Raw genomic sequence first — 12,276 nt, forward strand, 5'->3', positions numbered from 1 at the left:
CTAAAAAGCACCCTTTAATTCTTCAAGAGAAAGATATCTTCGTTAGACTTAGTAAACACAACTCTAGCTCTTTAGATTTCACTATGAGAGTTTGGGCTAAAAAAGAGGATTACTGGACTGTTTTCTTCGATTTACAAGAGCTTGTTAAAAAGAGATTTGATCAAGAGGGAATTGAGATTCCATACAACAAACTTGATGTTTATTGCAAAACAACTGATAAGTAATAAAAAATAGGTAAAATAATTAGGAGATTTCTGTACCGTTAGGTTTAGAAATCTCTTTTTTTTCTTTTCTTTTTTTTTAATACTTTTATATTTATATGTTTCTGTTTGCCCTTTTGAAATTTTATAAAATATTAAAAAAAGCCTGTTAAAAAAACAGGCTTTAAAGTTAGTTTTTTATATCAGCAAGCTCCTGTATCTCTCTAAAGAGTTATATAATGTGAGCCTTATATTTTCATATTTCACTCTTGATGTTGTTAAAACCTCCTGAGAAACAAGAAAATCTAAAATAGATATCATTCCTTTTTGAAACTTTATCTTATCCCTATTGTAGTTTTCCTCTGCTTCCTCTAAGGCTTTAAAGTAAACTCTCTCCAATTTCGTCAACTTTACCATATCTAAATACGCTGATCTCACATTTACTCTAATCTCATTTTGAGCCAACCTCTCTTGAGATTTTGATTTTTCTACACCTATATGAGCCGCTTCATAGCTATCGTAATCCTTTCCAAATTGAAATATATTCCAATTTACAATTACTCCACCCCCCCAAGAGTTCTCAGTTCTATGATCTTCAGTGACATACTCCTTTCCCACAAAACCTTTTACATGTGGTAACATCTCTGACTTTGCCATCATCTTTTCAACATCAGCTTCACTCACATTTAACTGTGCAAAATTTGCTGCTATCCCAGATGTTAAAGCTTGATTTAAATCACTGTCATAATCTATATTTTTTAATACATTTCCATCTATATAGAAGTTTTCCACATCTATCCCTTCAGAGTTTGAAAGGTTCAACTTTTGTTTCAGTGTTAAAAGCCCAATCTCTATCTGATTATGAACCTCTAAAATAGATGCCTCCATATCTAAAAGTTGATATTCAGCCTTTAAAAGATCCGCCTTTGTTGTTTTTCCAACTTTTTCCTTCTCTTTCTCATATTTTAAAGCCTCATCTAACTGCTCTTTTGAGATATTATAAGCCTCTAAACTATTTTTAGCTGAAAGTATCCCTGTATATATAGATATCACTTCCAGTCTTGTATCTCTTATATTTTTTAAAAGAGCTAGTGCTGCCCTTCTCTCCTCTATCTTTGCTTTTTTTATCTTCGCTGTTATAGCTCCCCCTTGAAATATAGGTTGAGATATCCCGATAAAATTGACATATCCACTTTTAGCTGTTTGTATAGGAGTGTTTTCTAAAAATGCACCATCTGTTTTTAGATAGCCACCTACATAAAAAAGATTTGGCAGTGCTGTTTTAAATGCAGAGTTTAACTCCTTTTGAGATATATTCAAACTTTTTGTGGATATATTTACCTCCTCTCCCTGCTTTATAGCTAAATCAATCGCTTTATCTATTGTTATAACTTTAGCAAAAAGAGAGAGTGACATTGTAAACATCATCAATATTTTTAACTTCATTATGCTCCCCTCCCATTAGTCCAGTGTCTTTTTAAACTTCTTTATTGAAACTATAATTATTACAATAATCAAACCCATAAGGGCTGCTATTGGTTGAAGAAGCTCTTTAAATCCAACACCTTTTAAAATTATTCCCCTCAATATCTCATTAAAATATGTCAGCGGAATAAAGCAACTTACAAAATATATTATTTTAGGCATAGCTTCTCTTGGAAATACAAATCCTGATAGTATAACACTTGGTAAAAGATAAGCTAGTGAGAGGTGCATAGCTTCAAGCTGAGTATTAGATATTGTTGATATAAATATCCCAATAGCTAAAGATGAAGTTAAAAATATTGTCCCTAAAGTTATCAGTAACACCAAGCTTCCCTTTATGTCCACACCAAATATTATTTTTCCGAGAATTAAAGTCATATCTAGTTCAAAGAAAGCTATAAAAACATATGGAATTATCTTCCCCACTACGAGCTCTAAAGGTGTTATTGGAGTCATAATAAGTTGTTCCATTGTTCCCTTCTCCTTTTCTCTAACTATAGAAAAAGCTGTGAGCATTATCGTTATGTTTTGTAAAATCAATCCTATTATTCCTGGAATATTAAACTTACTGCTCTCTAAAGTCGGATTATATAGTAGTAGATTATAAGGCTTTATCCCCTGCCCCCTATCCTTTGGTTTTATCACATCTTTTTGTATCTCTTGAGAGTGATGATTTACAATAAGAGCTGAATATGAGGATGCAGTTTTAGCAATATATGGATCTGACCCGTCTATTAAAAACTGCACATCTGTAGCCTCTCCTCTTCGCAATCTAGTTGTAAAATAATCTGGAATAATAATTCCTATCTTGGTTCTTCCATAGTCTAAACTTTTTATAACTGCATCTGGAGTGTCTACATACTCGTAAACTTTTAGATATGTTGAGTTGTTTAAACTACTAATAAGCTCTCTACTTTCAACACTTTTACTTCCATCATAAACTGACAGCTTTAGATTGTCTACATCTGAACTAACTGCAAATCCAAACAGTAGGAGTAGAAAAATAGGAAGTATTAGGGCAATTACAAGACTAGCCCTATCTCTTTTTATATGTATTATCTCTTTTTTGGCAATAGTTAGAGTCCTGTTTATATTAATCATAGTTTCTCCTCCTTTTTCCCACTATCCTTTTTCAATTGATTAAAGGATGAGATAACCTCTTTATGTGAAAGCTCTTTTACATACATTATAAATACATCCTCAAGATTATCTGTGTTATGTTTTTCGTACAAATTCTTAGGTGTATCTATTGTAACTAGTTTTCCCTCAAAAATAAAACCAATTATATCACAGACAGAAGCCTCATCCATATAGTGAGTTGTTGCTAAAACTGTTATATCTCCATCTTTTATCAAATCTTTTATAGTTGTCCAAAACTCTCTTCTTGCTACAGGATCAACTCCAGCTGTTGGTTCATCTAGTATCAGTAGCTCTGGTTTATGAATTATTGCACACCCCAGTGCCAACCTTTGTTTCCAACCACCAGAAAGATTTTTAGATAAAACTTTTCTTTTTTCATTTAGATTTAGCATAACTATAATCTCTTCAATTCTATCCTTTAATCTCTCCTTTGCAATAGAGTATATCTCTCCATAAAAAGTTAGATTCTCCTCTATTGTTAAATCCTCATAAAGACTAAACTTTTGAGACATATAACCAATTTTAGATTTTATCTTTTCTGGATTACTTTTTAAATCATACCCCAAGACCTTTCCCTCTCCAGAAGTTGGAGTTAAAACACCACATATCATTCTAATAGTCGTTGATTTTCCACTACCATTTGGACCTAAAAAACCAAATATAACCCCTTTGGGTATTGAAAAAGAAAGATTATCAACAGCTATATACTTATCAAACTTTTTAGTTAACCCCTTAATCTCTATTGAGTATTCCCCTTTATTTATATCTTCATTGTTCATAGCCCCAAATCCACCCCCACAAGCATTCCACTTTTTAATCTTCCATCACTGTTTAAAACTTTTACTTTTATCTCATAGACTAGTTTCATCCTATCTTTTTTAGTAACTATATTCATTGGTGTAAACTCTGAATCAGAAGCTATATAAACTATCTCTCCCTCATAATTTTTATCTATAAAATCACTTTTAACAGTAACTTTTTGATTTAATTTTATTAAAGGTAGAATTTTTTCAGGAACATATATCTTTGTCCAAAGATTGTTCATATCTAACATTGTCACAACTGCTATTCCTGGATTAACAACCTCTCCAATTTTTAAATTCACACTTTCAACCAATCCATCAATTGGTGATATAAGTCTATTTTTATCTGCATATACCCTAGCTAACTGCAACCCCTTTTCAGAGGATTGAATTTTAAGTTTATCTAATTCGACATCTCTTTTTGAAAACCCATTTATCATATATCTTAAGTTTTCATCTGCTGCCTTTTTCTGTGCTTCATACCCCAATAGAGCCTCTTTTCCATTTTCTAAGCTATTTTGAGCTGTAGTAAATTGGTTTTGAGCATTCTCATAGTTTAATCTAGCTACATCTAAGTTATACTGACTCTCAAATTTTTTATTAAAAAGATCCTTTGTATCCCTATATATCTTCTTCTTATTCTCTAAATTTGAAATTGCAAATTTAAAACTACTTGTTAAAGTAACTAGATTTTTTCTTCCTTGCTCCACCTGAGCCTCTAGCTGTTTGACAATCTCTCTTTGGGCAGCTATCTGTTCCTCTCTCGTCCCATCTAAAGTTTTTTGTAATTGATTTTCTGAAGATTTTAAGTTTATCTCACTATTTTCTACCTTTAATCTGTTCTCTTTATCATCTATTGCCACAAGCTCTTGTCCCTTTTTCACTACATGCCCATCATCAACATACAGCACCTCTATCTTTCCAGAGATTTCAGAAGAAACGTTTATCTTATCCATCTCTAAAACACCGTAATATATCTTATCCTCTCTCTTGGCAACTATATAATCAACTACAAAATATAATAAAAGAGCTATAATAACACCTATCCCAACATACTTCACATCAACTTTTTTTAATTTTTCCATCATTTTTTCTTTCTCCACTGCTCTCACCCCATGTTTTTTTATTCTATACTTTATACCCTATTTACTTATCTTCTCTCTTACTTTCATTTACTCCCTCTTGTTCTTTTTTCCTGTTTTTATAACAAAATAGTTATTTAATTTTAATATTTATCTGAGGAAAAAATGAAAAAGTGGACATCTATCGTATTTACTAAGTAATAACTACAGATTGGAGGATTAAAGTGAAAAAAAAATGGATTATGTATCTCTCAATTTCAACTATTTTAATATTAGTGTTTCTATACTTCTACTTTAGAACTACTAAGATAGATGCTGTAAAAGTAAAAAAGCAAGATTATACTGAGAAAATCCTTGTCACTGGAACTATACAGGCTAAAAATTTCTCTATTCTTACCTCTGGTATCAATGGAGTTATTGAAAACATATTTATTCGTGAAGGGGAACCTGTGTCTAAAGGAGGTGTTATAGCCAAACTTAATACTCAGGAGATTGAAGCTGATATAGCTAAGGCTAAGGCACTTTATGAAAAATCTAAATATGACTTAGAAATAATCAGTAGCGTATCTCTAGAAAATGCAAAGGCTCAACTGAAGTCAGCTCAAATTAACTATGATATTAGTAGGCTTGAATTTTTAGATCATGACAAACTTTTTAAGAAAAAATATATAAGTCGGTTAGAGTTTGATTCAAAAAAACAGGAGTTTATCAACTTTGAAAAAGCCTTAAAAGATGCTCAAATCAGTTTTAACACCTTTAAAAGTGGAGGTGCTTCTTATAAAAGTGCACTAGAAAATACAAATTCAGCTGAAAGTAATTTGATATCTCTAGAAAAAAATCTTTCAAAATATTATATATCCGCTCCTTATGATGGTTTCATAACTGTTAGAAATGTTGAAGTTGGGCAAACTGTTGCTCCATATACAAATATGTTTCAAATTTCATCCAATGATGAAAAAATTGTTAGTATAAACTTAGATGAAAAATATATAAATAAGGTTACTCTTGGTTCCCCCATTAAAATATATCCATATGCTGATACAACTAAATTTTCCTCTGGAAACATCTATTATATAGGTATCAATGTAGATGAAACAAATGGTACTCTTGAGGTTAGAGGGGATATTGATAAAACTCTACCTGAATTTCTTTTTAATAGTACTGTCAATACAATAATTCAAGGGGAAAGCTTTAAAAATGCAGTTCTCTTACAAGGGGTGTATACTATACAGAAAAAAAATAAAACCTATGTGTATATATTAAAAAATGGAAAATCTAAACTAGTTGAAGTTCAAGGAGTTCCTGTAATTGATGGTTTTATTGTAATAAGTGGATTAGAAAATGAGGATATTGTTTTATCCCCTAAAAATATAACTGAAAATATTCGAGTGACTCCAATTTTTGAGTCCTAAATAAAATATAACCTTAAGGAGTGATAGAAAGTGAGATATGAATTTAGAGTTAGTATCAATTTTATGACTCACAACAAAGGGCAATCTCTTTTTATAATCTCGGCTATTGCCCTGGGAGTTGCTATACAGATTTTTATAGCTTCCCTCATAACCTCTTTACAAGCTAGTCTTATACAAAGAATTCTTGGCGATTCCTCACACATCTACATTGATGATGGAAATATGAGAGATAAACTTCTTCTTGTAGAGGATAATCCCATTGTTTATGGAAATTTTCCAACAACAAAAAATAAAATTGAAGAGTTTCAAGGGATTATCGACTATCTTGGTACTTTTGAAAAAATTAAAGTTATTGTTCCAACTGTTGAGGGAAATACTCTTTACACTAGAGATGGGAAAACTACTTCACTTATGGTAAAGGGAATGGATTTAAACTCTGGAGATAGACTTTACAATATAATAGGAAGAGTTACATCTGGTTTACCTCTAGTTAATTCTGACAACATTTTAATTGGAACTCGTTTAGCTAAAAATTATGAGCTTCAGGCTGGAGATGTTATGTCATTAACTCTTCCCAATGGAAAGCTAGAAACTGTTCGAATCTCAGGAATCTTTGATTTGGAAAATGTGGGCTCAAATACCTCTCTTGTTATTATGGACTTTAATAAAGCTCAAAGAATTTTTAATAAAAAAGGAAATGTTACAAATATAAATATTCAAATAGAGGATGTTTTTGATGCTCCTAATCTAGCAGAAGTCATTCAAAAACAGTATCCCAATCTTGAAGTTGTCCCCTGGACTAGAGATGCTGACAATATCTTAAAAGCCTTAAAGGCTCAAAGTGATACGAGCTTTATAATTCAAGTTGTTGTTACTCTCGCTACATCTATGAGTATAGCTAGTGTCCTTTTAGTCACCGTTTTACAAAAGATGAAAGAGATTGGTATTCTTAAAGCTATGGGAGCCTTAGATCGTTCAACTGGTTATCTCTTTATTATTCAAGGAGCTTTAATCGGTTTTTTAGGTTCCATTCTAGGTTTGTTTTTTGGTTTAGGTGTAATTGAGTTCTATGTAAATTTAGCAGAGCCTAACTTCAATATTATCATTCAACCTGAAAAACTTGCACTAATAATATTTATTTCAACACTCTCTGGCATAATCTCAGGTATTATCCCCGCACGAAAATGTATGAAACTTAGTCCTATAGAGGTGATTAAAGGTGAGTAAAGAGGTTTTACAACTTATAAATATAAATAAATCTTACGGCGAAAAAATAGTTACTAAAGTTCTCAATAATATAAATTTAACATTTTATGAAGGGGAGTTTGTTGCAATAATTGGTCAAAGTGGTAGTGGAAAAAGTACACTACTAAATATCATAGGTTCTCTTGATAAACCCACATCTGGAGATATACTTTTTAGAGGGGATAATATCTCACACTTCACTGGTGATGATATGGCAAACTTTAGAAATAGATCTATTGGCTTTATATTTCAGTTTCACTTTCTACTTCCTGAGTTTACTGTTTTAGAAAATGTTTTAATACCTACTTGGATTAAGTATGGTTCTGATACTGAAAAGGAGAAAGAGAGAGCTCTTGAACTCCTTGAATATGTTGGTCTGAAAGATTTTATAAATAGAAACTCCAGTAATCTCTCTGGGGGACAGCAGCAAAGAGTAGCTATTGCCCGTGCTCTTATGAATAACTCTGATATTATTTTAGCAGATGAACCCACAGGAAATTTAGACTCTGAAAGTAGTAAGCAGATATATAAACTCCTTCGAGAGATAAATCTTAAATTTAAGACAACTTTTATTATTGTAACTCATGATTCACGTATTTCAGATATGTGTGATCGGGTTATAGAGATTATGGATGGTAAAATCATTAAAGATGATAATAAGATGAATAAAACATAAATAAAAAATGGTAAAATTTTCTTTTACCATTTTTTTATTCTCTATTATTTTACAAGATACTTTTTTCTATAATCATCATATATATCTTTCAAAGTTTTTATCTCCTCTTGAGAGTACCCAGATTCTACTAGCCTTTCAAGAACCTCGTGATTTAACTCATCCATATAACAGATTGTTTTTTCATTTAATATATTTACAAGTTTTCTGTATTTTGAATAAACTTTTGAAATTTTCTCACCTTTTAAGAGATTAGTTTTTAACTCCCAACTCATAATACCATTTAAAAATTTTTCATATCTTTTTAAAATCTCATTTCTTAACTTTTCATCTTCAACTAAGGTTTCTATCACATAGTCATTTAAACACTGAACGTAAAGAACTCCATTTAACTTTAAACTCTTTACAGCCTCTGAAAATCTAACTTCAGATAAAAACTTCTCTATTTTAATAAGGTAATGATTTTCTATACAGTTTATAGACAATATTTTATTTATCTCTTCTAAATCTTTTCTTAGAGCTATATTCTCTTCACGATACCTCTTTAGTTCATCTCCCATCTTTTCCCAATCATAGACTTTTTTACCCGCATTCTCCTTGGAGATAAAGAGATTATTTTTACATTTTAAAAATCCATCTTTTTTTACAATTTCTAAAGATAACCTTTTGATCTCTTTCTCTAAAATTTTTTGATCATTTTCAGCTTCAACAATCTTCTTACTTTTAAATAGTGAACCAATCATAACATCTCCCCCTCCCATTTAAATTCTTAATAGTTACTACTAACTGTCGTTCTTTTTTCCTGTTTTTTTTATTAATAAATATTAAAAAGTAAATAAGCAGGTACTGGGAATGTACCTGCTTATCTTTAAATTAGAAAATTTTTTCATCAATTTGAGAGAAAATTGATGAGCATTAAAAGTTCAGTAATTGAATTATATATCAACCCCCTTATTTTGTCTAACTTTTAACTGCTCAACTTATGTTCGTTATTTGATTATTTTTTACTAATCTTTAATTATAGTTCCCTGATAGATTCTTTCACTTCTAACACCTGGTTTTATCTCTCCATTTATTGAATAGATTGTCTCTCCAATTTTTACAAGTCCCTCTCCACATGGAGCCATAAATGGCACTTGACCTATTGATTTCCAAGTGTTATTAGTTGCATCATACACTAACATCTCTTTATTCCATTTGAAATCTTGTGGATCCATAGTGAAGTAGTTATGTCTATATTTTTCTAACTCCTTACCTTTTAATGATCCCAGTTTAAGACTTGCATCATCCCAAACTTCCTTATTAAATCCACCTATTACTAACATCTCACTACTATTTAACTTTATAGAGTTAGCACCTAAAAGAGATATCCCCTTATTTTTTAACTCTACATCTTTTACTTTTACCCATGTATCTTTAGCAAAACTATATGCGTAACCATCTGTAAATGCTACACCTGTTCCTCCACCAAATACATATAAAAGATCCTCTGAACCATTATTTAAAATTTGTCCAACTGGTTGACTTCTTTCTGTTCCCGGGAACATTTTTAAAGCTGTTGTTTTTCCAGTTGTTAAATTATACTTATAAAAATTCTTACTGTCTTTTCCATCCTGTTTTCCACTTACAATATATATATCATCTCCACGTAATACTGCAACTCCACTGTGGTAATTAAATGGTAAAGTTCCTATTGTTTTAACTACAACATCTGTCTTATTCTCATTTAGAGTTATAAATAGTATCTCATTTGATACACCTGTTTGATATGTTCCTCCAACATAGTAGATTCCCTTATCTGTAGATATTGATGTTCCATACCCAAGCTCTTTTGGTAGTTGAGTGTGCTTAACTAATTCTAAACCATTTTTTACTTTTTTCATTAAATACAGGTCTGAATAAACTATTTTTGGTCCACCTTCAAGAACTGATTTGTGTGGGAAGTTTGCTCCACCAGCTACAACTACATAGTCCCCTATGTTTCCAGCCAATGGTCCAGCTACCCCTTTTTGTACCTCATAACCTTTTGGAACTGGTAAATCTTTAATATATCTCCAAGCTACATCTGTCTTTCCACTAGTTTTTGTAGTAGTTCCAGAACATCCCGTTAATATTAAAGTTGCCAATGATAAACCTAATATGATTTTTTTCATAAACCCCTCCTTGTTATTAGTTTCAATTCCTTTATATACTTTATCATTTTTATTTTGTCAAATTTTTTTCCAAAAGTTTTTATATTTATCTTGGTTTTTTTTTATTTTTGTACTATAATTTAGAATAGTATTAAAAAATTAACAAGATTCTAGGAGAGTTTAATGAATTATTTTTTACATAAAGATTTTATAATTTCTGAAAAGAATAAAATTAGAATAAACAAATACTTTCAAAGTATAAAAACTATTGAAACTATTGTTTTTTTAAAAAACAAAGAGTATAAAGCTATTGTTGATGTTGAAAGTTTTCTTCATTTAACAAATTTTGATTGTTTTAACTGTTTAACAAACTGTTGTGTACAGTTTCCATATGAGTTCAATAAGAAATCTAGAAAGGTTATAGCAGAAAACTTACAGGAGTATGATAACTTAACTAAAGCTGTTTCTATATTAAAAGCTGAAGGATTGATGGAAAGCGAAATACTTTCTTCAATAAAAAAAGATAAAATGCTGATTCCAGAGGAGCATGTCAATACAACTTTTGATAGATGTACTTGTTCATGTGTCCATATTGATAGGCATCTTTGTGCTATTCACAAAATATGTATCGATCAAAACTTCTCTTTAGAGGAGATTATTGATACAAAACCACTATGGTGTTCCATATATCCCTTAGAAATTATTCAAGAGGAGGGTACTCTTTATATTTTTGTTCCAACTAAAAAGAACAACTATCTAGCTATGAATGATTCTGATTTTCCATGTATGGATATTGAAAAATCAACTTCTCCGTACTTTAGAAGGGAAAATCCTATTGGTTTTAAACTTGAAGAGTATAAGCCTTTTATAATATCTTACTACTCTGTTTTAAAATATATTTTAGGAGATACTTTCATTGAAAATCTTATGGAAAATCTTAATTTAAAATATTCTGAATCAAATGGATTTCAGTATATACAAAAAATATGATAAGGCTAACCGTATAGGTCAGCCTTATGTATCTTCTAAAAATGGTTTTAACTTTAATTTATCATATTTTGTTATGGGAAAATTAAATTCAACTAGTCTATCCTCTATATTATATTTGGAAAAATCTATCTCTTCAAAAGTTATAATCACCTTAGGATTATTTTTTATTAAATATTCTTCAAAATCAAAAATCAAAATTAGTTCATATCTTTTTCCATCTCTTTTAAAACCAATATCTTCACATAGGTCTATTATCATATCTCTATGTAGGAAATTGTAAACTACTGCAACATCCTTAGCTTGTCTAATTTTATTTTGAGTCTCCAAATATATATTACTTAAAAAAGTCATAGTTAAATTGGCTAAATCAAAACTATCTATCTCTTCAAAATATTTTTTTAAAAGCTCTGATATTTTTTTATATGGAATAAAATAAGCTTTTCCAATAGCGTTATTAAATATATAAAACTCATTTATATTAAACTCCATTTTATAATCTCTAACTATTATTATTACCATAACTCTTGCTAAAAGTTCTTTTGTAATCTCTATATTAATTCTCATATTTTCACTGATATATTTAATTAACTTTTCTGCTTCTATAGCATTTTTAGGATATAAATTTTTTACATCTCCCTGATATTTCTCTTTATAAGTTTTTACTATTAAATTAATCTCAAAGTTCGTATAAAGTTTTGTTTTTTTTAAAAATTCTATAAACTCCTTACAGTCATCAGTTTCTTCAATCTCAATATCTGTACTAAAGTCTTGATACCCTTTTCTCAATATAGCAATATATGATTTTAATTCTAAGTTTAAAAAAGCAAAACTATTATCTACAATACTCATAAAAGTAAACATCTCTTTTATAATTTTATATATGTTGTACTCTTTTTTTAATTGCTCAAATTTTTGAAAAACTTTATCAAATATTTTTGGTAAATATTTCTGTTCTATGGATATTTTTATTAGATATAGATTGAAAAACTCCCTTTTATCGCTTTCTTTCCCCTCTAAAATAATTCCATATCTCGTTAGATTTTTAATCTCTAAATGAAACTTTTCTAAAATCTCCTTTAATTCATTTAAATCATTTGTTAAAGTTCGCCTTGTT

The 12,276-nt window shown here is 29.9% G+C and carries 11 protein-coding genes and 1 pseudogene; 5 read left to right on the forward strand and 7 right to left on the reverse strand.

The annotated features are described in order from the left end of the window. A pseudogene (locus tag ACRC8M_RS07465) lies at positions 1-224 on the forward strand (mechanosensitive ion channel family protein); the annotation flags it as partial. 174 nt (positions 225-398) lie between these two features. Here ACRC8M_RS07465 and ACRC8M_RS07470 read toward each other — a convergent pair. The 4 genes from ACRC8M_RS07470 to ACRC8M_RS07485 are packed head-to-tail and all read right to left on the reverse strand — an operon-like array spanning position 399 to position 4,731. Beyond that, positions 399-1,646 carry a TolC family protein gene (locus ACRC8M_RS07470; RefSeq protein WP_438528561.1) on the reverse strand — a complete coding sequence of 416 codons (1,248 nt, stop codon included), beginning with the start codon at positions 1,644-1,646 and terminating at the stop codon, positions 399-401. A gap of 15 nt (positions 1,647-1,661) precedes the next feature. Then, positions 1,662-2,786 carry an ABC transporter permease gene (locus ACRC8M_RS07475; RefSeq protein ID WP_438528562.1) on the reverse strand — a complete coding sequence of 375 codons (1,125 nt, stop codon included), beginning with the start codon at positions 2,784-2,786 and terminating at the stop codon, positions 1,662-1,664. Beyond that, positions 2,783-3,604, reverse strand: coding sequence for an ABC transporter ATP-binding protein (locus ACRC8M_RS07480; RefSeq protein WP_438528563.1), 822 nt, complete (start codon positions 3,602-3,604; stop codon positions 2,783-2,785). Before ACRC8M_RS07480 ends, ACRC8M_RS07475 begins: the two co-directional genes overlap by 4 nt. Continuing rightward, positions 3,601-4,731 (reverse strand): HlyD family secretion protein, encoded by a 1,131-nt coding sequence (locus ACRC8M_RS07485; protein ID WP_438528564.1) that lies wholly within the window; start codon positions 4,729-4,731, stop codon positions 3,601-3,603. The genes ACRC8M_RS07480 and ACRC8M_RS07485 overlap by 4 nt, the downstream gene beginning before the upstream one ends. A gap of 203 nt (positions 4,732-4,934) precedes the next feature. Between ACRC8M_RS07485 and ACRC8M_RS07490 the strand changes: the two genes are divergently transcribed. The 3 genes from ACRC8M_RS07490 to ACRC8M_RS07500 are packed head-to-tail and all read left to right on the forward strand — an operon-like array spanning position 4,935 to position 8,043. Beyond that, entirely contained in the window at positions 4,935-6,122 is a 1,188-nt protein-coding gene (locus ACRC8M_RS07490) for an efflux RND transporter periplasmic adaptor subunit (protein ID WP_438528565.1), read from the forward strand. Positions 6,123-6,152: 30 nt separating this feature from the next. After that, positions 6,153-7,349, forward strand: a complete 1,197-nt coding sequence (locus tag ACRC8M_RS07495) for an ABC transporter permease (protein WP_438528566.1) — start codon at positions 6,153-6,155, stop codon at positions 7,347-7,349. After that, positions 7,342-8,043, forward strand: a complete 702-nt coding sequence (locus ACRC8M_RS07500; RefSeq protein ID WP_438528567.1) for an ABC transporter ATP-binding protein — start codon at positions 7,342-7,344, stop codon at positions 8,041-8,043. The genes ACRC8M_RS07495 and ACRC8M_RS07500 overlap by 8 nt, the downstream gene beginning before the upstream one ends. 44 nt (positions 8,044-8,087) lie before the next feature. Here the strand turns inward: ACRC8M_RS07500 and ACRC8M_RS07505 are convergent, their stop codons facing one another. Both ACRC8M_RS07505 and ACRC8M_RS07510 read right to left on the reverse strand, forming a co-directional pair. Continuing rightward, the gene (locus tag ACRC8M_RS07505) at positions 8,088-8,783 is read right to left on the reverse strand and encodes a hypothetical protein (protein ID WP_438528568.1); all 696 of its coding nucleotides are present in this window, start codon (positions 8,781-8,783) and stop codon (positions 8,088-8,090) included. Between the two features lie 264 nt (positions 8,784-9,047). After that, positions 9,048-10,193, reverse strand: coding sequence for a cyclically-permuted mutarotase family protein (locus ACRC8M_RS07510; RefSeq protein ID WP_438528569.1), 1,146 nt, complete (start codon positions 10,191-10,193; stop codon positions 9,048-9,050). Between the two features lie 162 nt (positions 10,194-10,355). Here ACRC8M_RS07510 and ACRC8M_RS07515 point away from each other — a divergent pair, with 162 nt between their 5' ends. Beyond that, positions 10,356-11,162, forward strand: a complete 807-nt coding sequence (locus ACRC8M_RS07515) for a hypothetical protein (protein ID WP_438528570.1) — start codon at positions 10,356-10,358, stop codon at positions 11,160-11,162. 24 nt (positions 11,163-11,186) lie between these two features. Here the strand turns inward: ACRC8M_RS07515 and ACRC8M_RS07520 are convergent. Beyond that, a partial coding sequence (locus ACRC8M_RS07520) for a helix-turn-helix domain-containing protein (protein ID WP_438528571.1) occupies positions 11,187-12,276 on the reverse strand: 1,090 nt, incomplete at its 5' end.

The organism is Cetobacterium sp. (genome assembly GCF_051653945.1).
GTDB lineage: Bacteria > Fusobacteriota > Fusobacteriia > Fusobacteriales > Fusobacteriaceae > Cetobacterium_A.

What these genes read in the sequence shown, in the direction of transcription:
- ACRC8M_RS07510 (WP_438528569.1), bottom strand. Translation starts at nt 10,193, where the DNA reads ATGAAAAAAATCATATTAGGTTTATCATTGGCAACTTTAATATTAACG.
- ACRC8M_RS07515 (WP_438528570.1), top strand. Translation starts at nt 10,356, where the DNA reads ATGAATTATTTTTTACATAAAGATTTTATAATTTCTGAAAAGAATAAA.
- ACRC8M_RS07480 (WP_438528563.1), bottom strand. Translation starts at nt 3,604, where the DNA reads ATGAACAATGAAGATATAAATAAAGGGGAATACTCAATAGAGATTAAG.
- ACRC8M_RS07470 (WP_438528561.1), bottom strand. Translation starts at nt 1,646, where the DNA reads ATGAAGTTAAAAATATTGATGATGTTTACAATGTCACTCTCTCTTTTT.
- ACRC8M_RS07505 (WP_438528568.1), bottom strand. Translation starts at nt 8,783, where the DNA reads ATGATTGGTTCACTATTTAAAAGTAAGAAGATTGTTGAAGCTGAAAAT.
- ACRC8M_RS07475 (WP_438528562.1), bottom strand. Translation starts at nt 2,786, where the DNA reads ATGATTAATATAAACAGGACTCTAACTATTGCCAAAAAAGAGATAATA.